Source organism: Yersinia sp. 2542 StPb PI (assembly GCF_048593855.1).
Classification (GTDB): Bacteria; Pseudomonadota; Gammaproteobacteria; order Enterobacterales; family Enterobacteriaceae; genus Yersinia; species Yersinia enterocolitica_E.
On record NZ_JAZGQA010000071.1, the window covers coordinates 1 to 20,953 of the forward strand.

Below are 20,953 nucleotides of genomic sequence, written 5' to 3' on the forward strand. Positions count from 1 at the left end.
CACTATTTATTACTCTTTATCTTCGTGCATTTGCCTATTTAATTATCCCGAAATATCAGCAATGGCACGATTCTTTTGCATTAAAAATTAATTGTAATAATACAATATTATAGACACTATGTTTGTAAGGTTAATGATTTGATAGAGTTGTGAATAGTTGTTGCAAATAATAATTATTTATCCGGCAATGGCGTGACTTCTGGGAAGAAATAAGATGAATCCATTTATTGTGGCTGACGCCGAAAGTTGTATTGGCTGTCGCAGCTGTGAAGTAGCTTGTGTTGTCGCTCATCATGAGGGGACATTCCCTGATAAACCTGACTATTTCACACCTCGGGTGAAAGTATTTAAAGGTAACCAAAGTGCCACTGCGGTCTTTTGTCACCATTGTGAAGATGCCCCTTGTGCCAGCACTTGCCCGAATGGTGCCATCGTTGAGTTGAATAACAGTGTTCAGGTTATTCAGGAAAAATGTATCGGCTGCAAAACCTGCATGATCGCCTGCCCGTTTGGCATGATGACGGTGGTCACCGAGACGGTACAACCTGCGAGTCATCGTCTGGCCGATGCCTATCAACGTACTGAAGCACAGAAATGCGACCTTTGTATTGATCAGCCCGATGGCCCTGCTTGTATCAAAACCTGTCCGACGCAGGCCCTGACACTGGTTGATCAACATTATCTACTCCGGCAACAGCAGCAAAAGCGCCAGCGCACCGCATTGAATGAGCACAATGGCCGTTTGTTCAGTAGTGCTACTTCTGCTGGCGCGGCGCACTCATTCTGCCCACTGAGCAAAAATATTCGTGATGCGGCACCGGTTAATCTATTGCAGCGGCCACGAACACCACGCCTTGAGCCTAAAAAAATCCCACTGGCGGAGCGTAAGGCAAGTTTTGCCGAGATCTATCTGCCGTTCACTGAAGGCCAAATCCATGAGCAGGCTGAACGTTGTTTAAATTGCGGTGATAAGACCATCTGTCAGTGGACCTGCCCGCTACATAACGCTATCCCGAAATGGATTTCATTGGCTCATCAGGGCCGTATTCATGAAGCAGCTGAGTTATCCCACCAAACCAGTAGTTTGCCAGAGATATGTGGCCGAGTTTGCCCGCAGGACCGTTTGTGTGAACAAGCTTGTACTTTAAACGACCACGATGGCGCAGTGACGATTGGTCAGATTGAACGGCATATTACGGAAACGGCATTAGCCACCGGCTGGCGGCCGGATATGTCGCAAGTCAAACCCACGGGTAAACGTGTTGCTATCATCGGTGCAGGGCCTGCGGGGTTAGGGTGTGCGGATATTCTGGTCCGTAACGGCATTACACCGGTGGTGTTTGATCGTTATCCCGAAATCGGTGGTTTGTTAACCTTTGGTATTCCGGCATTCAAATTAGAGAAAGGTGTGATGACCCGTCGGCGTGAGATTTTTAGCGAGATGGGTGTCGAGTTCTGCCTAAATACCGAGATTGGGCGGGATATCACCATGGAGAGCCTGCTTAGTGATTTCGATGCCCTATTCCTCGGCGTGGGAACATACCGTTCAATGCGCTCCGGGTTGGAAAATGAGGATGCTCAAGGGGTTTACGATGCATTGCCATTCCTGATCGGCAATACCCAACACCTGATGGGGTACGCGGGCAGTGGTGCTCACCCTTATGTCAGCATGGAAAACCAACGGGTAGTGGTTTTGGGCGGCGGCGATACTGCGATGGATTGTGTACGTACTTCGTTGCGCCATGGTACTAGCAGCGTGATTTGTGCTTACCGTCGTGATGAAAAGAACATGCCTGGCTCCAAGCGAGAGGTGAAAAATGCGCGCGAGGAGGGGGCCGAATTTATGTTCAATCTTCAGCCACAAAAGATTGAGGTGGATGAACAGGGGCAGGTTACTGGTATCAAAATGGTTCGAACTGAAATGGGGCAGGCAGATGCTAAAGGGCGGCGGCAGGCCCGCCCAATCACCGGCTCCGAGCACATTATTCCGGCCGACGCGGTAATTATGGCCTTTGGTTTTAGCCCGCACCGTATGTCGTGGCTGGCGGAACACAATGTGGTGCTGGATAAGCAGGGGCGAGTGGTCGCACCGACGATTTCCGGTTACCCGTATCAAACCAGTAACCCAAAAATCTTTGCGGGTGGTGACATCGTGCGTGGCGCAGATCTGATTGTCACGGCCATTGCCGAGGGGCGCAAAGCGGCCGAAAGCATTGCTTATTATCTCAATGTTTTATAACCCCGGCGGCCAGGAGAGAAGATGAACCGATTTGTAATCGCCGATATGACGCAGTGCATTGGTTGCCGCACCTGTGAAATTGCCTGTGTGGTGGCACACAGTACCAATAATAACGTCAGCACCATTACGCCAGAGCAGTTTCATCCGCGCCTGAGTGTAATGAAAAGCTTTGCCGTCAGCACCCCAATCTTGTGTCATCAATGTGAAGATGCGCCCTGCGAGAACTCCTGCCCGAACGGTGCCATTGTCACTGGCAATCATGGGGTTCAGGTAATGGCATCTCGCTGTATTGGCTGCAAAACCTGCATGTTGGTCTGCCCATTCGGGGCGATGAATATGGTTGAGCAGGCAAGCCATGACGCAATGGTCCGGGCGCAAGCGCATAAATGTGATTTATGCCATTCTCGTGAGGCAGGCCCAGCCTGTATAGAAGTCTGCCCAACCAAAGCATTGAAATTGGTAACGCCGATGGCGTTGGAAACGCTACAGCGGGACAGACAATTGCGCGCTGCTCGTGGTGCTGCGCCGGGTATCGTCCGGTAACCTTTGTGGTCATAAGGATAATAAAATGGAAAAGATCCTCACGGTCTGCCCTTATTGCGGCTCTGGATGCAAATTAAATTTATTGGTTGAGGATGGCAAAATTGTTGGTGCCCAGCCGGCTAATGGTGTCACAAATCAGGGGGAGTTATGCCTGAAAGGTTACTATGGCTGGGATTTCCTCAACGATACCCGGTTGCTAACCCCACGACTGAGCGCGCCATTGTTACGGCATAAGCGGGGTGAGGCATTTCAGCGTGTGAGCTGGCAAGAAGCCATTGCCTTTATTACCACCAAACTCAAAGCAATAAAAAAACGCCATGGTGCGGATGCCATCATGATGACTGGCTCCTCAAGGGGGCCAGGCAATGAGGCCAACTATGTGATGCAGAAGTTGGCACGTGCCGCCATCGGCACCAACAATATCGATTGTTGCGCTCGCCTGTGTCATGGCCCCTCGGTAGCCGGATTGCAGCAAACGCTGGGCAATGGGGCGATGAGTAACTCGATTGGTGAGATTGAAAATACCGACTGTGTGTTGGTGTTTGGTTATAACGCGGCTGACTCTCACCCGATTGTTGCCAGACGGATCCTCAAGGCCAAAAACAAGGGAGCCAAACTGATCGTCTGCGATCCTCGCCATATTGAAACCGCCCGTATTGCTGATCAATGGTTGGCACTGAAAAATGGCGCGAATATGGCACTGGTGAATGCCTTTATCTATGTGCTGATTGAAGAAAAACTGTACGACGCTAATTATGTCCGTGCACATACGCGCGGTTTTGAAGACCTGCAAGCTGGAGTGGCAGATTACCGCCCGGAGGATGTTGAACACATTACTGGCTTGCCGGCGCAAGCGGTACGACAGGCCATGCGCACTTATGCTGCTGCTCCGGCGGCCACTATCTTGTGGGGCATGGGCGTCACCCAATGGGGGCAGGCGGTCGATGTGGTTAAGGGCTTGTCTTCGCTGGCGTTATTAACCGGTAATCTGGGGCGGCCAAATGTCGGTGTCGGGCCGGTACGCGGCCAAAATAATGTGCAGGGCGCGTGTGATATGGGCGTGCTACCCAATACCTTCCCCGGTTATGAGAAAGTGACTGATGATGAAGCCAGAAGCCGCTTCGCTGCTGCCTGGGGAGTGCCTGAGTTACCCGCGCATATTGGTTACTCGATTACTGATGTGCCGCATAAAGTTGCAGAAGGCAAGTTGAAAGCCTATTACGTGTTTGGTGAAGATCCAATCCAGACCGAACCTGATTTGGCTGCAATGCGCGCCGCGTTCGAGGCATTAGAGCTGGTGGTGGTCCAGGATATCTTTATGACTAAAACCGCCGAATTGGCGGATGTGGTACTCCCGGCGACCTCGTGGGGTGAACATGAAGGGGTTTATACCAGCGCCGATCGTGGCTTCCAGCATTTTAACAAAGCCATCGAGCCGAAAGGCGATGTGAAGCCTGACTGGGAAATAATTAGCCTGATATCCACGGCAATGGGTTACCCAATGGCGTATCAAAACACTCGCCAAATTTGGGATGAAATGCGCAACCTGTGCCCACCCTTCTATGGTGCAACCTACGAGAAAATGGCCGGTTTGGGTTATGTTCAATGGCCTTGCCCGACAGAAGATCACCCCGGCACGCCGTATCTCTATACTGATAGCCAGTTTGCTACTGAGGACGGTAAAGGCTTACTCAGTTGTGCACCATGGCAACCGCCCCATGAGCAGACTAACCCTGATTACCCACTGGCACTTTGCACCGTGCGGGAAGTGGGCCACTACAGTTGCCGCTCTATGACCGGTAACTGCGCCACATTGAAGATTCTGGCAGATGAGCCTGGCTATGTACAAATACACCCAGAGGATGCCAGCCAGCTCGGTGTGGTTGATCAGGCACTGATCTGGATCTCCTCGCGGCGTGGCAGAGTGATCGCCCGTGCCAGTGTTACCGATCGAGCCAACCTGGGGGCGGTGTATATGACCTATCAGTGGTGGATTGGTGCTTGTAATGAGTTGACGGTGGATCATGTTGATCCGGTGTCAAAAACACCGGAATTCAAGCATTGTGCCGTTAAGGTTGAGGCGATTAGTGATCAAAACGCGGCGGAGCACTATGTTGAGCAACAATATAGCCAGATGAAAAAGCGCTTATCCGATGCGGCTACCGTGCAGTAATTGATAACCTACCGCGCCAGACCATTCACATGGTTTAGCGCGGCATGGTTTGCTGCAAATGTGCTAAGAACTCAGCGGCGTTCATAAAACCGGTCACTCTGGCGGCGGGAATTTCTTTACCCTGCGCATCAAAAAATAGAATAGTCGGTAAGCCCAACACCTTGAGTTCTTTCAACATCGCTGCATGTTCGGCGCTGTTGCTGGTAACATCAGCCTGAATGAGCACAGTATCCACGAGCTGGCGCTGAACATAGCTATCACTGAAGGTATATTTCTCAAACTCTTTACAGGCCACGCACCAGTCGGCATACAAATCCAGCATCACCGGCTTGCCCTGCGCTTGCGCTAATGCAGCCTGTAATTGCGGCAAATTAGCCACTGGCTGGAAGGTTAAGTGTTTGATTTCAATCTGCTGTGTGTTGCCATTAAAAGCCCAATCCTGTAACGGGCGGGCAGCGATTAACAGTGCTGCCAATAGCAACAACTGTAAGGCCCGCGCCCAGCCAGAATGGGCTTTAAGGCTGAGTACAAATGCCCAGCCGAAGAAGGCGATGGCCAGCAGGCTCCATAAACGCAAGCCCCAGACATCACCCAGTACTCTTTCCAGCAGAAATACCGGCAGCGCCAGAATCACAAAGCCGAAAGCTTCTTTGACATATTGCATCCATGGGCCGCTACGTGGGATCAGCTTGTTGCCAAACAGCGTTACAACTACCAGTGGAATACCCATACCTAACGCATACAAATACAACGTACCGCCACCGGCCAACATATTTCCGCTTTGCGCGATATACAGCAAAATGGCGCTGAGGGGCGCGGTGGTGCACGGCGAGCAAATCAGGCCCGCCAGTGCGCCCATGGCAAAGACACCGGCCAGCGAGCCGCCACGTTGGCTGCTACTCCACTGCACCAACCGGGTTTGCAGTGACGAGGGCAGTTGCAGCGAATAGAGGCCAAACATCGATAGCGCTAATAATACGAACAGCACCGATAGCCCAATCAACACATACGGGTGTTGCAGTGCGGCCTGAAATTGTAAGCCAGCCGCCGCCACCACCAAACCGAGCAAGGTATAGGTCAACGCCATGCCCTGCACGTACACCACCGCCAGTATCAATATTCGCCGCTGGCTGTGGGGCTTTTCACGGCCAAGAATAATGGCGGAAATCAGCGGATACATTGGCAATACGCAGGGGGTAAAGGCGATGCCGATACCAATTAACAGCGCCCATAGTGGTGAGAAGGGTAATTCAGCCGGTATGGGCGCGCTTTCTTGGCGGGGCTGTGCCGTGCCCTGTGGGTTAACGGCGGCGGTTGCAGAGCTTGCGATAACGGCATTAAGCGGCACCACCCGTACTTCTGGCGGGTAACAGAAACCAGCTTCGGCGCAGCCCTGATAGGTGACACTGACACTCGCGCCTTCCGCAGCCTGCGAAATCGGGATTTTCAGCACGAGCTGCTGTTTGAAAATCGCCACTTCACCGTAGAACTCATCATGATGCGCAATACCCTCTGGCAGAGTAAATTCCCCGAGAGTGGCGTGCTGTGGCACAATTTTTATTTGCTGGCGATACAGATAATAGTCGGGATGAATCTGCCAACTCAGTGTGAGCTGGTCGCCTTGTTGGCGAAAATCAAAGGCAAACGCCCTATCGACCGGAAGAAACCGGCTCTGGCTGCTTTTTTGGTCAAGAGAGGAGCTCTCACCAAATAGTGAAGCCTGTGCGCTGTGCGGTGCGAATAAAGCACTACACAGCAGCAGAATCAGAGTAATGAAGCGTTGAGCCATGACAGGTAATCTTTATCTCCGCCCCGAACCGGCAGCACCAGTAATTCCGGTGTCTGGTAAGGGTGATGTTGTTTGATGTAACTGAGAAGGGCTTGCTGATGATCTGTATCGCTCTTAAACAAGAGTTGCACTTCATACTCTTGCTGGAGCTTACCTTCCCAATAGTAAATCGAGGTTGCACCGGGCAACAGCGTGGCACAGGCGGCCAATTTCTCACCCAGAACCTGCGCGGCTAAATCTTGCGCGCTGGCTTCATCAGGGGCGGTGCACAATACCACAATTGCATCACAATCAGACATCTTAACCTCATCGGTCGCGCGGCTTATATGACGAAGCGGAGCGTAACGTGCTGAATATACGCGTTACCTGAATACTTGCCTGAATACTATAGCGCGAAGCGTGGGCAGGTCAGAAGATGATTTATGTAACAGTGAGATGGATTCGATGAAAGTTGCCAATGAGCGTTGTAGAGGAAGATTGTTGATGTGAGTGGGGCGCAAATGAATTGCGCCCCGAAACGCTTACAGAACCAGACTGCCCATCACAAAGCCGAAGCAAACGGCCAGCGCCACCCCGATGGTGCCAGGGATGAAGAATGGATGGTTAAACACGAAACGACCAATACGCGTGGTACCAGTGTCATCCATTTGTACCGCGGCTACCAATGTTGGGTAGGTTGGCAGAATAAACAGACCAGACACCGCCGCGAAAGAAGCAATGGCTGCCAGTGGTGACACGTTCAGGGCCATTGCCATTGGCATCAACGCCTTGGCAGTTGCAGCCTGAGAGTACAACAGTGCAGAACAGAAGAAGAAGATAACGGCCAGCAACCATGAGTGGGCCTGAATCAGGCTACCCGCAGTTTCTTTAATCCACTCCAGGTTGTGCTGTACAAAGGTATCACCTAACCAGGCTACACCCAGGATACAGATACAGGCACTCATACCGGCTTTGAAGGTGCTGGAGTTCAGGATTGAATCGGTATCAACCGAGCATACCAGCGTAGTGATAGTTGCCACACTCAGCATGATGATCAGGATGGCGTTAGTGGTATTCATCAGCGGAGTTGCAACCAGACCGACACTTGGGCTGTTGATAATCGCGTAGGCAACCACACAAAGAACGCCGGCCAGGAACAGCAGCACTGACGTTTTAGCCCGTGGCTTGATAACTTTTACAGTGTCGCCACGCAGTGTTACTAAGCCTTCTTCCAAGCGTTTGATATAGATAGGGTCATCAGACAGTTTGGAGTTAAAGCACAAGGATACGATCAGCGACATCACCAGCACCGCACACAGGGTAGAGGGGATGACTATCATCAGCAGATGCAGATAGCTAACGCCATGACCTTCCATAACGGAAGACATGTAAACCACTGCCGCAGAAATCGGTGAGGCAGTAATGGCTATCTGTGCGGAGACCACTGCTGTGGACAGAGGGCGGCAAGGTTTAATGCCTTGCTCTTTCGCCACTTCTGCAATCACGGGCAGTGCTGAAAGAGAAATGTTACCTGTCCCGGCAAAGATGGTCAGAAAATAAGTCACCAGCGGAGCAAGAATGGTGATGTGTTTTGGATTCTTACGCAGTAACTTTTCAGTTTGCTGTACCAGATAATCCATACCGCCCGCTACCTGCATCGCAGAGATTGCAGCAATAACGGCCATAATAATTGAGATAACATCGAACGGAATGCTACCGGGTTTAACGCCAATCATGGCTAAAACCAAAACACCGATGCCGCCTGCAAAACCGATACCGATACCACCTAATCTGGCCCCTAAAAAAATGGCCAGCAGGACGATGACTAACTCTACGGCTATCATAGTGTTTACTCCTTGATCCAAATGAAAAATTAAAGTTAAAAAATTGTGTTTGCCAGAAAGTAAAAAGGCACGCCGTCCAGAGGAGCATGCGTGCCTTTCAGGGCTACCGGATGATTATTTTATTGTTCATTTTCATCGGTATAACGTTTCGCTTTATAAGCCGGATGCATTAGGTTCTCAACAGAGAAAATGTCGTCCAGCTCAGCTTCAGTCAACAAGCCGCGTTCCAGAACAACTTCCCGCACATTTTTACCGGTTTCTGCACAGATTTTACCCACGATGTCACCATTATGGTGGCCAATGAATGGGTTGAGATAGGTGACGATACCGATGGAGTTAAAGACGTAACGTTCGCAGACCTCTTTGTTGGCAGTAATACCGTTAATGCATTTTTCCAACAGGTTATAACAGGCGTTTGTCAGGATATGGATAGACTCAAACATAGCCTGACCAATCACTGGCTCCATAACGTTCAACTGGAGTTGGCCTGCTTCGGCCGCCATAGTAATGCAAGTGTCGTTACCGATCACCTTAAAACAAACCTGGTTAACGACTTCAGGGATAACCGGGTTAACTTTGGCCGGCATGATTGAAGAACCTGCCTGTAATTCTGGCAGATTGATTTCATTCAGGCCAGTACGTGGGCCAGATGACAGCAAACGTAAGTCGTTGCAGATTTTTGACATCTTAACGGCCAGGCGTTTTAGCGCACTGTGCACCATCACGTAAGCGCCACAGTCAGAGGTAGCTTCGATCAGGTCTTCCGCCGGAACACAAGCCAAGCCACTGATTTCAGATAATTTCTGTATTGCTAACTGTGAGTAGCCTTCTGGTGTGTTCAGCGCAGTACCGATAGCGGTGGCACCCAGGTTAACTTCCAGCAGCAATTCTGCGGTACGTTGCAGGTTCTTGGTTTCTTCTTTTAATAAGATAGCAAAGGCTTTGAATTCCTGACCCAGCGTCATTGGCACCGCATCCTGTAACTGAGTGCGGCCCATTTTCAGGATTTTTTCGAATTCTTTGGATTTTCTTTCGAAACCTTCTTTTAACTGATCAATCGCCTCGATCAACTTCATGATGGAAGTATAAACCGCAATGCGGAAACCGGTTGGGTAGGCATCGTTGGTGGATTGGCATTTGTTCAGATGGTCGTTAGGGTTAAGGTATTGATACTCTCCCTTCTGGTGGCCCATCAGCTCCAGACCGATATTGGCCAGAACTTCGTTGGTGTTCATGTTTAAAGAGGTACCGGCGCCGCCTTGGAACACGTCAACCGGGAACTGATCCATGCACTTCCCTTTATCCAGAACTTCATCACATGCCTGAATAATGATATCCGCGATTTTGCGTGGGATAGTGTGTAGCTCTTTGTTCGCCATTGCCGCTGCTTTTTTTACCATGACCATGCCGCGTACAAACTCTGGAACATCACTGATTTTGCTGTTACTGATATAGAAGTTTTCAATCGCACGCAGGGTATGAACACCGTAGTAAGCCTCTGCGGGGACTTCTCGTGTACCTAACAGGTCTTCTTCAATACGAATGTTATTTGACATGAGAACCTTCTCTATTGTGCTGTCTTGTTTTGTATTTGTTAATTTAATAATGCCGCCGTGAGCAATATGATGCCGCTATGAACCTTTAGTGCGGAAAGATTAACCACTCATCTTCTTGCTGACAGGATCATATGCTGCTTAGCGACAAAAAGCCTTGAACTGAGATCACTATATGGTCGGAATTAATCGAGATGATCTGATATCTGTGATTCTTCTCACAGTTAGATTAATTAGTAATAAAAGTATGGCTGCAACTTGAAAATAGAGCCAACCATCACCATTTTACTGTAGTCGACCCACGTTGAAGGGGGAGCTGACGCTGCAATCCGCTAATCGAGGGAAAATGGCGTGTTAGCATCAGCCGGGTCAAGGTTTTCATGGTATCTGTCAGGCAGGTTTACCTGATGAGGGATACTGAATGATTGGAATAAGGAGAATGCGGTGCGTTGGTTACCGTTAGCGCTGATATTTTTATTGGCATATATAGAAATATCGATATTTATCAAGGTTGCAGCCGTATTGGGTGTGTTGGTTACCCTGCTGTTGGTGATCCTTAGCTCCTGTGTGGGGATCTCTCTGGTGCGTAACCAGGGGATAAAAACCTTTATGCAGATGCAGCAAAAACTGGCTGCCGGGGAAAGTCCGGCGGCGGAGATGGTTAAAAGTGTATCGCTGATCCTGGCTGGCTTCTTGCTGTTGATCCCCGGCTTCTTCACCGACTTCCTCGGTTTGTTGCTGTTATTACCACCGATTCAAAAATCGTTAACGCTAAAACTGATGCCACATCTGAATATTTATCGTGGTGGCGGTTTTACTCACAATGGTACTGGCCCAATGGGCGGTGGCAATACCTTTGATGGTGAGTTTCAGCGCAAAGCTGATGACCACTACACCGTAGAGCATCATCCCGATGAGGATGATAAACCTACAGATAATCGTTTCAAAGATGAGAAGTAAGTTGTGGGCTTATTCTAATGGCCTGTTTATTAATCATAAATTTATAAAGTAAATCACAGGGCTTTCTGTGGTGGGTAGGCAACCGGGGGATGAGAATCTTCCTGCTCAGGGTGAAAAAAAGTGAAATTTTTTTTGTCGCCTCCCTTGAAGGGATGAGAGGCTGCCCCCACTTAGAATGTCACGGTATCGGTTATGAAGGCATACCGATATTAATCCTAAATCTGATACGGACCTTCTCATAGGAGAGCTATCAATGAAAATTCGTCCATTGCATGACCGCGTTATCGTCAAGCGCAAAGAAGTTGAATCCAAATCTGCTGGCGGCATCGTTCTGACTGGCACTGCAGCGGGTAAATCTACTCGTGGTGAAGTACTGGCAGTCGGCAATGGTCGCATCCTGGATAACGGCGAAATCAAGCCGCTGGATGTGAAAGTAGGCGACGTCGTTATTTTCAACGATGGTTACGGCGTGAAGTCAGAGAAGATCGACCATGAAGAAGTGTTGATCATGTCCGAAAGCGACATTCTGGCAATTGTTGAAGCGTAATTCACGCTCTCTAATCTTCTGAACTGAACGAGTTAAGGGAAATACCAATGGCAGCTAAAGACGTAAAATTCGGTAACGACGCACGCATCAAAATGCTACGCGGCGTAAACATCCTTGCTGATGCAGTGAAAGTGACCCTGGGCCCGAAAGGCCGTAACGTAGTTCTGGACAAGTCTTTTGGCTCTCCAACTATCACCAAAGATGGTGTTTCAGTTGCGCGTGAGATCGAACTGGAAGACAAGTTTGAGAACATGGGTGCACAGATGGTTAAAGAAGTTGCCTCTAAAGCGAATGACGCTGCGGGTGACGGTACCACTACTGCAACTGTATTGGCTCAATCCATTATCACTGAAGGCCTGAAAGCAGTTGCGGCCGGCATGAACCCAATGGACCTGAAGCGCGGTATCGACAAAGCAGTTATCGCTGCTGTTGAAGAGCTGAAAAAACTGTCTGTACCTTGCTCTGATTCTAAAGCTATCGCTCAGGTAGGGACTATCTCTGCCAACTCTGACTCCACCGTAGGTGAGCTTATCGCTCAAGCGATGGAAAAGGTCGGTAAAGAAGGCGTTATCACCGTTGAAGAAGGTTCAGGCCTGCAAGACGAGCTGGACGTAGTTGAAGGTATGCAGTTCGACCGTGGTTACCTGTCTCCTTACTTCATCAATAAACCAGAAACCGGTTCTATTGAACTTGAAAGCCCATTCATCCTGCTGGCTGACAAGAAAATCTCTAACATCCGTGAAATGCTGCCAGTGCTGGAAGCGGTAGCGAAAGCCGGTAAACCACTGCTGATTGTCGCAGAAGACGTTGAAGGCGAAGCCCTGGCGACTCTGGTGGTTAACACCATGCGCGGTATTGTTAAAGTTGCAGCGGTTAAAGCACCTGGCTTCGGCGACCGTCGTAAAGCTATGCTGCAAGACATCGCGACACTGACTGGTGGTACTGTTATCTCTGAAGAGATCGGTCTGGAACTGGAAAAAACCACTCTGGAAGATCTGGGTCAGGCAAAACGCGTTGTTATCAATAAAGACACCACTATCATCATCGATGGCGTAGGCGACGAAGCGTCAATCCAGGGTCGTGTTACTCAGATCCGTCAGCAAATTGAAGATGCGACTTCTGACTACGACAAAGAAAAACTGCAAGAGCGTGTCGCTAAACTGGCTGGCGGCGTTGCCGTTATCAAAGTTGGTGCCGCAACTGAAGTTGAAATGAAAGAGAAGAAAGCACGCGTTGAAGATGCTCTGCACGCAACCCGTGCGGCAGTAGAAGAAGGCGTAGTGGCTGGTGGTGGTGTTGCACTGATTCGTGCTGCATCTGCTATCACTAAATCGGGTCTGAAAGGTGATAACGAAGACCAGAACGTCGGTATCAAAGTTGCTCTGCGTGCGATGGAATCTCCACTGCGTCAGATAGTGGTTAACGCCGGTGAAGAAGCCTCTGTTATCGCGAACAACGTTAAAGCGGGTTCAGGTAGCTACGGCTACAACGCTTATACTGAAGAATACGGCGACATGATCGCGATGGGTATCTTGGATCCAACTAAAGTGACTCGTTCTGCTCTGCAGTACGCAGCCTCTATTGCTGGTCTGATGATCACTACCGAGTGCATGATCACTGACCTGCCACGTGATGACAAAGGCGGTGATATGGGCGCTGGCGGCATGGGTGGTATGGGCGGCATGGGCGGCATGATGTAATGCTGCCAACCTTTGAGCTGCCATTAGATTGGTAGCAAAAGGGACAAGCTGTTGATGAAAGCGAGTGGGGTGACCTGCTCGCTTTTGTTTTATCTATTGCCACCAAAATCTGCCATAACGCTACTCCGTGTTATCCTATACTCAGTCTTTTCTGGTTCAAATTTCGTAACCAACCATCATAAAAGCGGTTTTATTTCATTCAGTGTGATGATTGCAGGACTTTTTTTAGTCGTGGCAGTAATTTAATGTGTAAACTGTTAATCATTAACCATCAGGCTCGACATCGAGTATTTGGATAATTTCGGCAACGGATGCCTAAGCGGCAGCGGTGCTTTCTGGTAATCTTTAGCGTGATTCTCAACTTCGAATGGGGAAAAAAATGCGGATTAAAGTGTTACTTGGCCTTTCAGCAGCGCTGTTGCTGGCGGGTTGTAGCTCCACTAACCAATTAAGTTCGGCGGGTGAGCAAGTTAAATTCTCTGATACCAAGCCTGGTGCTGAATGTCAGTTGGTCGGCCAGGTGGCTGGTACTCAGAGTAACTGGTTCTCAGGTGGTGGCGGTGAAAGCAGTTCTATGCGTGGGGCAGCAAATGACCTACGTAATAAAGCAGCAGCAATGGGCGGCAACGTAATTTACGGTGCTACCAGCCCGAGCGAAACCTTCTTATCAAGCTTTGCACCACTAGATAGCAAAATGGTTGGTGAAGTTTATAAGTGCCCTTGATAGCTCAAGCAATAATTTAAATAAAGCAGGGGATGCCATGGCATCCCCTGTTTGTTACAGCCGTCATCTTTCAAGTTACAGATGTGTTGGCTGCACTCGTTACTCGGCCCATCCATGGGCCTCGCCTCTACAAGGCCGCTGCAAGCCGCGTTCAAATCTGCTCCCGGCAGATTTATCACCCGAATTATTCATCCTGCATCAATCGGAGATCCAGCGGGGTCTTGCTCGGTTGACCGCCGATTTCCCGTGCTAAACGGGGAACCAAATAGCCGGATACGCGGCTTAGCAGGCCTTTCATTAATAGCCGTGCTTCGTCATCATCGACCATAAAGTGAGCCGCACCTTGCACTTTATCCAGTACATGAATGTAGTAAGGCAGAATACCAGCATCAAACAAGGCATTGCTTAATGTTGCCAATACCTCGGAATCATCATTGACCCCTCGCAACAGCACACTCTGATTTAAGAGGGTTACACCCGCCCGTTTGAGCTGTGCCATACTGTCCCGCAAAGGCTGATCGATTTCATTGGCGTGGTTTATATGTGTAACCATCAGCACTTGTAATCGAGAATCACCCAGCCGCTGACATAGCGCCGCAGTGATACGGTCAGGGATAACCACCGGTAACCGGGTATGGATGCGTAAGCGCTTGATGTGAGCTATGTTTTCCAGCTCATCCAGCAACCAACTGAGCTCGTGGTCTTTCGCCATGAGTGGGTCACCGCCGGAAAAGATGATCTCGTCTAGCTCTGGGTGCTGGCGGATATAATCCAGTGCCTGATGCCAATTGGCTTTGTTGCCTTGGTTATCCTGATAAGGGAAATGGCGGCGGAAACAATAGCGGCAATTGACGGCACAGCCGCCTTTTACCAGCAGCAGTGCGCGGTTGCGATACTTGTGCAACAAGCCGGGTACGACGCTGCGTTGTTCATCAAGTGGGTCATTGGTAAAACCGGGTACTGCGATAAACTCTTCGCGTGCGGTCAGCACCTGAAGCAATAATGGGTCAGACGGATCTCCCTGCCGCATACGCGCAACAAAAGCGCGAGGTACTCTGAGAGGGAATAAACGACGAGCCTCAATACCTTGTTGCAGGTTAGGGTGTTCATTTAAGGAAAGAATTCTTAGCAATTCGGCCGGATCAGTAATTACATCGGCGAGTTGTTGCAACCAATCTTCTCTAATTGGCATGTTTCGGGTTACAATACTTGCCATTTTTTAGGCTTAACTACCAGTTTCTTGAGGACCATTATGGCCACTTATTATAGCAACGATTTTCGTCCCGGTCTTAAAATCATGTTCGAGGGCGAGCCTTACGCAGTTGAAGCCAGCGAGTTCGTAAAACCAGGCAAAGGCCAAGCTTTTGCTCGTGTTAAAATGCGCCGCCTGCTGACCGGTTCACGCGTTGAAAAAACCTTTAAATCTACTGACTCAGCCGAAGGCGCAGACGTTAACGATTTGAACCTGACTTACCTGTACAACGACGGTGAGTTCTGGCACTTCATGAATAACGAGACTTACGAGCAGTTGCAAGCTGATGCCAAAGCCATTGGCGATAACGACAAATGGCTGATTGATCAGGCTGAATGTATCGTGACTCTGTGGAATGGTCAGCCTATCGCTGTCAGCCCACCAAACTTTGTTGAACTCGAAATCACTGACACTGACCCTGGTCTAAAAGGTGACACTGCCGGTACCGGTGGTAAGCCTGCAACTCTGAGTACCGGTGCCGTAGTCAAAGTGCCATTATTCGTACAGGTTGGCGAAGTTATCAAAGTTGATACCCGCTCTGGCGAATATGTTTCTCGCGTTAAGTAAGTCTTAATAAATAAGATACGCTGGGAATGAAAGAAAACCGCTTAAACGCGGTTTTCTGCTATCTGGGCCTGTCGGATGTGGGTTTTATCGATAGCGCACTGTTGTGCTGTTAATTGAGTCGGAAAAAGTGCAATGCTGTTTTTTTGACTATCCTTATAAGGTGAGTAAGCCAAATGCCCTATAAGGAGCCTTTATAATGTTGAAGAAAAGCATCGCCATTATTTTTTCATTGTTGGTTATCTCTTCATTGAGTGCCTGCAACACCACGAAAGGTGTTGGCAAAGATGTTCAAAGTGCAGGTAGTGCGATTGAACGTAGCGCTGAATAAACGTCTGTTTATATTCTTAACGGCGGCGATTGCCGCCGGATTTGTTTTTGATCGGTCATAATATTGCTGCTTATTATTTAGCATGATAACGTATCCTTCTTACCTTTCTGCTGTTCGGGACGACCTGGGCACGCATCTGTTTTTCGGGGACGACCCCGCCTGAGCGAGGTGGTTACCATGGCTTGGATTATTCTGGTTATTGCTGGTTTATTAGAAGTTATTTGGGCTATTGGCCTGAAGTATTCTCATGGTTTTACGCGGCTGACACCCAGTGTTATCACTCTGGTGGCGATGGCCGCCAGTGTCTTTTTACTGGCCTATGCCATGAAAACGTTGCCGGCAGGCACGGCCTATGCGGTTTGGACCGGTATTGGTGCGATAGGTACTGCTATTTTAGGTATTGCACTGCTTGGGGAGTCTGCCAGTTTGGCGCGGGTGTTTAGCTTGGGGCTGATTTTGGCCGGAATTATCGGCTTGAAGTTGGCGTCATAACAGGTAGGGGCCTTTAGCGCTTTCGAAATGAAAAGCAGATCGGGTTATAGTTCGATCTGCTGTTACAGATTGAAGGCTAAAACACAGCATTATTACTTGTTAATCTCTGCGCTCGGCCCTTCCTGCTTAACCCATATCAACTGATCAACCGGGAAACCATAATTCCTCGCTACGGCAACCAAGCGATCGCGGGTCTGAGTATCAATCGTTGGCGTACGGGATAAAATCCACAAATAATCCCGATTAGGGCCGGCAATTAAGGCATGCTGATATTTATCATCTAAATCAATGACATTATAGCCACCATAGAAAGGTCCAAAGAATGACACTTTAAGCGAGGCTTGTTGGGGGGAACCAATAAAATAGGCTTTGCCGATACTCTCCTGCCATTGCTGCTTCTGCGGGTTATAACCCCGGTTAATGACTTTTACACCACCATCATCTCGGGGCGTGTAATTAGCGGTGACCCTCTCCAATCCACGTTCAAAAGAGTGGTCCAACCGGGCTATTTCATACCAGGTGCCGAGGTAGCGAGGGAGTTGGAAGTTATCAACCACTTTCACGTCTTTAGGCGGGGTCACGCTACAGGCGACCGAAAGCAGAGTTGCAGTTAATACGGATAGTTTTGACCACAGGCGCATTGGCGTTCCTTAGTTTTCTGATAATTACTCTATGGTTGAGAATAGCTATCAGTTATCAGGGGCGCAAATAGATGAATCTGAGTTATTAGCTGAGTGCGGAAAAAAACGGCCCGCTAAAGAGCAGGCCGCAGATCAGGCATGAATAATTACAGCGTCAGGACACCGATGATAGTGACCACACTCAGAATGGCTGCCAGACCATAGAATACCCATTTCCCGGCAGGGACATGGATTTTCAAATCATGCATGGCGTGATGGATACGGTGTAAACCGCACCACAGTGGCAGAATAATCATCAGCAGCAGGAAGACCCGGCCAATGAAACTCTGACAGAATGCCAGAATACGCTCATAACTCAACGCATCACCAGGGAAGGCACCCAGCGGCAGCAAAATGGCAACCAGCAGAATTACCGCCGGTGCAATGATTGCACTCCACATACCACCCGCGCCAAACAGACCCCAGAAGATAGGTTCATCGGAGCGTTTAGGGACTTGATTCATCTTGTTCTCCTCCGAGTTAGAGTAAGGCAACGGCCAGAATAATCGCGGTAGCCACGACAGTCACAACCCACAGTGCCTTGATAATTGGCTCTGGACCCATTTTTTCGCTATTAACGATAATATTGGCGGCTTTCGGTGCCAGTTCAAACCAGGTTTTGGTATGCAGCACAGCGGCCAATAACGTAATAATATTGAAAAGTAACACCAGTGGGTTTTGCAGGAAACCAACGAAGCCTTCCCACCCCGCCGGGCCACTTTTCAACGCGAACACGCCGTAAATCAACAGAACACTGAACCATACTGTCGGAATCGATGTGCCTTCGCGCACCATATAAAAGCGGTAGAAACCGAGCTTCTGCCACCAGTTTGGGGCCATGGTGCGGACATAAGCTTTACGTTTAGTAGTCATTACTGTCTCCCCTCCCTTATTGTGGTTTAAGCATGGCGATCATGAAGTCTTTAGCACTCTCGACCTTGCCTTGTTGGATAGCAGCAGCCGGATCAACGTGCTTCGGACAAACTTCAGAACAGTAGCCAACGAAGGTACAGCTCCAAACACCATTTTTACCGTTAAGCTGTGGCATACGCTCTTTTTTACCGTGGTCACGGTTATCTAAATTGTAACGGTGCGCCAGGGTAATAGCTGCCGGGCCGATAAACTCAGGATTCAAGCCAAACTGCGGGCAAGCGGCATAGCACAAGCCACAGTTAATACAGCCGGAGAACTGATGGTATTTCGCCATCTGAGCCGGAGTCTGCTTATTCGGGCCGTCTTGCGGTTTCCGCTCGTTACCAATAATGTAAGGTTTGATAGCTTCCAGACTCTCAATAAAGTGAGTCATATCAACGACTAAATCACGTTCAATCGGGAAGTTACCCAGTGCTTCGACTTTCATTCCGCCAGTGTATTCGCGCAGGAAAGTCTTACAGGCAAGTTTTGGAACCTTATTGACCATCATGCCGCATGAGCCGCAAATCGCCATTCGGCAAGACCAGCGATAAGAGAGGTCCGGTGCCAGGTTATCTTTGATGTAGCCCAACGCGTCAAGCAGAGAGGTCTGCTCATCATAAGGTACTTCAAAGGTTTCGAAGTGAGGTTCGCTATCACATTCCGGGTTATAGCGCATGACCTCCATTTTCAGGAGTTTCATATCAGTCATTCGCCTGCTCCTTATCCTTCAAATCTTTTGCATCTTTCGCATCTTGTGCGGTGGCTTCGCCACCATAAACACGTTTTGCCGGTGCCAGCTTGGTAATCTTAACGTCGCTGTATTCAAGGCGTGGGGCGCCACCCGGAGTATGGAAGGCCAGCGTGTGTTTGAGGAAATTAACATCATCACGCTCGGTGCAGCCTTCATCCAGACGCTGATGCGCGCCACGGGATTCTTTACGGTTAAGTGCAGAGTGAGCCATACATTCAGCCACATCCAAGCCGTAACCCAGCTCAATGGTGTACAGCAAGTCAGTATTGAAAACACTGGAGGTATCGGTGATTTTCACGCGTTTGAAGCGCTCTTTCAACTCGGCCAGTTTATCCACCGTTTTCTGCATCAGTTCTGGTGTGCGGTAAATACCACAACCTTCTTCCATTGACAGACCCATCTCATCGCGGATTTTAGACCAATTCTCGGTCCCTTCCTGTTTCATGAGGTTACTTAGGCGGGTTTCCACATCACGGGTTTGTGCATCTAGCGCACTGCCATTTGCCGGGCCGGTTTCCATGGCACGCGCTGCTGCTTGTTCACCGGCAACACGACCAAATACCACTAACTCAGCCAGTGAGTTAGAGCCTAAGCGGTTAGCGCCATGTAAGCCAACAGAAGAACATTCACCTACCGCGAACAGCCCTTTGATACGGGTTTCGCACTGTTGGTTGGTTTCGATACCACCCATGGTGTAATGCGCAGTTGGGCGCACTGGGATGGGTTCTTTGACCGGGTCGACACCGACATAAGCTTTTGCCAGTTCACAGATGAACGGCAAGCGCTCAAGCAGTTTTTTCTCGCCCAAATGGCGCAGATCCAGATAGACCACATCACCACGTGGCGTGGCGATGGTGCGGCCAGCACGCCATTCATGCCAGAAGGCTTGCGAAACTTTATCGCGTGGGCCTAATTCCATGTATTTGTTTTTGGGTTCACCGAGTGGGGTTTCTGGTCCCATCCCATAATCCTGCAAATAACGGTAGCCGTCTTTATTGACCAGAATACCGCCTTCACCACGACAACCTTCGGTCATCAGGATGCCAGAACCTGGCAAGCCAGTTGGGTGATATTGCACAAATTCCATATCTCGCAGCGGAACGCCGTGGTGAAATGCCATCCCCATACCATCACCGGTAACAATACCACCGTTGGTGTTATAACGATAAACTCGGCCTGCGCCACCGGTCGCCATGATTACCGCGTTCGCACGAATTTGTACACGGGTGCCTTCCATCATATTCATGGCAACTACGCCGCGTGCCTGACCGTCATCGACCAGAATATCTAACACGAAATGCTCATCAAATCGTTGAATTTGTGGATATTTCAAAGATGTCTGGAACAGTGTGTGCAGCATATGGAAGCCGGTTTTATCGGCAGCAAACCAGGTGCGCTCAATTTTCATCCCACCAAAACGGCGAACGTTAACCGAGCCATCAGGTTTGCGGCTCCATGGGCAGCCCCAAATTTCTAGCTGTGCCATTTCTTGCGGGCAACTGTGGACAAAATGGTCAACAACATCTTGTTCGCATAGCCAGTCACCACCGGCTACCGTGTCGTGGAAATGATAGTCAAAGGTATCGTGGTCTTGTGTGACGGCGGCTGATCCCCCTTCGGCGGCCACAGTATGGCTACGCATCGGGTATACTTTCGAGATCAGAGCAATCTTCAGTTGGGGGTTGGCTTCCGCTGCTGCTATTGCTGCACGTAAACCAGCGCCTCCGGCCCCGATAATAGCAAGATCGGCGTTAAAGGTTTGCACTGCGCTTCTCCATTGTTCAAGTGAAATACCCTTCATACTTCAAGCTACATGTGCGTTGGCTGCTTTCATTCACCCGAATCATTGACTGGCGTCAACTCATCGGGACTCACTCAATTGCCGCCTTCCTGCAACTCGAATTATTTTGGGTATCT

20 protein-coding genes are annotated in these 20,953 nt (G+C 49.5%); 10 read left to right on the forward strand and 10 right to left on the reverse strand.

What is annotated here, in order from left to right; all coding sequences use genetic code 11:
• The first annotated feature begins 214 nt into the window (after positions 1-214).
• The 3 genes from aegA to fdhF are packed head-to-tail and all read left to right on the forward strand — an operon-like array spanning position 215 to position 4,955.
• Complete coding sequence (gene aegA / locus V1952_RS10865) at positions 215-2,239, forward strand: formate-dependent uric acid utilization protein AegA (protein WP_420074737.1); 2,025 nt, start codon at positions 215-217, stop codon at positions 2,237-2,239.
• 21 nt (positions 2,240-2,260) lie between these two features.
• Positions 2,261-2,782: a 4Fe-4S dicluster domain-containing protein gene (locus tag V1952_RS10870; RefSeq protein WP_372557806.1), complete on the forward strand. Its 522-nt coding sequence runs from the start codon at positions 2,261-2,263 to the stop codon at positions 2,780-2,782.
• A 25-nt stretch (positions 2,783-2,807) separates the two neighbouring features.
• Entirely contained in the window at positions 2,808-4,955 is a 2,148-nt protein-coding gene (gene fdhF, locus V1952_RS10875; RefSeq protein WP_420074738.1) for a formate dehydrogenase subunit alpha, read from the forward strand.
• Positions 4,956-4,989: 34 nt separating this feature from the next.
• Here the strand turns inward: fdhF and V1952_RS10880 are convergent, their stop codons facing one another.
• From V1952_RS10880 to aspA, 4 genes are all read right to left on the reverse strand, one after another.
• The gene (locus V1952_RS10880; protein ID WP_420074739.1) at positions 4,990-6,744 is read right to left on the reverse strand and encodes a protein-disulfide reductase DsbD; all 1,755 of its coding nucleotides are present in this window, start codon (positions 6,742-6,744) and stop codon (positions 4,990-4,992) included.
• A complete protein-coding gene (gene cutA / locus V1952_RS10885) occupies positions 6,720-7,043 on the reverse strand; it encodes a divalent cation tolerance protein CutA (RefSeq protein WP_420071543.1) in 324 nt (107 codons plus the stop codon). The genes V1952_RS10880 and cutA overlap by 25 nt, the downstream gene beginning before the upstream one ends.
• Positions 7,044-7,265: 222 nt before the next feature.
• Positions 7,266-8,567 carry an anaerobic C4-dicarboxylate transporter gene (locus tag V1952_RS10890; protein WP_083161011.1) on the reverse strand — a complete coding sequence of 434 codons (1,302 nt, stop codon included), beginning with the start codon at positions 8,565-8,567 and terminating at the stop codon, positions 7,266-7,268.
• 119 nt (positions 8,568-8,686) lie between these two features.
• On the reverse strand, positions 8,687-10,123 hold the full coding sequence (gene aspA / locus V1952_RS10895) for an aspartate ammonia-lyase (protein WP_372557810.1): 1,437 nt from the start codon (positions 10,121-10,123) through the stop codon (positions 8,687-8,689).
• A 441-nt stretch (positions 10,124-10,564) separates the two neighbouring features.
• Between aspA and V1952_RS10900 the strand changes: the two genes are divergently transcribed.
• The 4 genes from V1952_RS10900 (at position 10,565) to V1952_RS10915 (ending at position 14,051) form a co-directional block, all read left to right on the forward strand.
• Positions 10,565-11,080, forward strand: a complete 516-nt coding sequence (locus tag V1952_RS10900; protein ID WP_372557811.1) for an FxsA family protein — start codon at positions 10,565-10,567, stop codon at positions 11,078-11,080.
• A gap of 253 nt (positions 11,081-11,333) precedes the next feature.
• Positions 11,334-11,627 carry a co-chaperone GroES gene (locus V1952_RS10905; protein ID WP_048618980.1) on the forward strand — a complete coding sequence of 98 codons (294 nt, stop codon included), beginning with the start codon at positions 11,334-11,336 and terminating at the stop codon, positions 11,625-11,627.
• A 47-nt stretch (positions 11,628-11,674) separates the two neighbouring features.
• On the forward strand, positions 11,675-13,327 hold the full coding sequence (groL, locus tag V1952_RS10910; protein ID WP_083161005.1) for a chaperonin GroEL: 1,653 nt from the start codon (positions 11,675-11,677) through the stop codon (positions 13,325-13,327).
• Between the two features lie 379 nt (positions 13,328-13,706).
• Complete coding sequence (locus tag V1952_RS10915; RefSeq protein ID WP_032906818.1) at positions 13,707-14,051, forward strand: DUF4156 domain-containing protein; 345 nt, start codon at positions 13,707-13,709, stop codon at positions 14,049-14,051.
• Positions 14,052-14,235: 184 nt separating this feature from the next.
• On the opposite strand, the gene epmB is transcribed toward V1952_RS10915, so the two are convergent.
• Complete coding sequence (epmB, locus tag V1952_RS10920) at positions 14,236-15,267, reverse strand: EF-P beta-lysylation protein EpmB (protein ID WP_420074740.1); 1,032 nt, start codon at positions 15,265-15,267, stop codon at positions 14,236-14,238.
• A 36-nt stretch (positions 15,268-15,303) separates the two neighbouring features.
• Here epmB and efp point away from each other — a divergent pair, with 36 nt between their 5' ends.
• The 3 genes from efp to sugE all read left to right on the forward strand — a co-directional run bounded on the left by efp (position 15,304) and on the right by sugE (position 16,690).
• Positions 15,304-15,870: an elongation factor P gene (efp, locus tag V1952_RS10925; protein ID WP_083161001.1), complete on the forward strand. Its 567-nt coding sequence runs from the start codon at positions 15,304-15,306 to the stop codon at positions 15,868-15,870.
• A gap of 196 nt (positions 15,871-16,066) precedes the next feature.
• A complete protein-coding gene (locus tag V1952_RS10930) occupies positions 16,067-16,198 on the forward strand; it encodes an entericidin A/B family lipoprotein (RefSeq protein ID WP_004392446.1) in 132 nt (43 codons plus the stop codon).
• Between the two features lie 177 nt (positions 16,199-16,375).
• On the forward strand, positions 16,376-16,690 hold the full coding sequence (sugE, locus tag V1952_RS10935; RefSeq protein ID WP_050085676.1) for a quaternary ammonium compound efflux SMR transporter SugE: 315 nt from the start codon (positions 16,376-16,378) through the stop codon (positions 16,688-16,690).
• 92 nt (positions 16,691-16,782) lie between these two features.
• Here sugE and blc read toward each other — a convergent pair whose 3' ends face one another.
• The 5 genes from blc to frdA all read right to left on the reverse strand — a co-directional run bounded on the left by blc (position 16,783) and on the right by frdA (position 20,801).
• Positions 16,783-17,331, reverse strand: a complete 549-nt coding sequence (gene blc, locus V1952_RS10940) for an outer membrane lipoprotein Blc (protein ID WP_420071542.1) — start codon at positions 17,329-17,331, stop codon at positions 16,783-16,785.
• Between the two features lie 146 nt (positions 17,332-17,477).
• Positions 17,478-17,834, reverse strand: a complete 357-nt coding sequence (frdD, locus tag V1952_RS10945) for a fumarate reductase subunit FrdD (protein WP_372557814.1) — start codon at positions 17,832-17,834, stop codon at positions 17,478-17,480.
• A gap of 16 nt (positions 17,835-17,850) precedes the next feature.
• A complete protein-coding gene (gene frdC, locus V1952_RS10950) occupies positions 17,851-18,243 on the reverse strand; it encodes a fumarate reductase subunit FrdC (protein ID WP_372557815.1) in 393 nt (130 codons plus the stop codon).
• Between the two features lie 16 nt (positions 18,244-18,259).
• Positions 18,260-18,994 (reverse strand): succinate dehydrogenase/fumarate reductase iron-sulfur subunit, encoded by a 735-nt coding sequence (locus tag V1952_RS10955; RefSeq protein ID WP_372557816.1) that lies wholly within the window; start codon positions 18,992-18,994, stop codon positions 18,260-18,262.
• Positions 18,987-20,801 carry a fumarate reductase (quinol) flavoprotein subunit gene (frdA, locus tag V1952_RS10960; protein ID WP_372557817.1) on the reverse strand — a complete coding sequence of 605 codons (1,815 nt, stop codon included), beginning with the start codon at positions 20,799-20,801 and terminating at the stop codon, positions 18,987-18,989. Before frdA ends, V1952_RS10955 begins: the two co-directional genes overlap by 8 nt.
• Positions 20,802-20,953 lie beyond the last annotated feature (152 nt).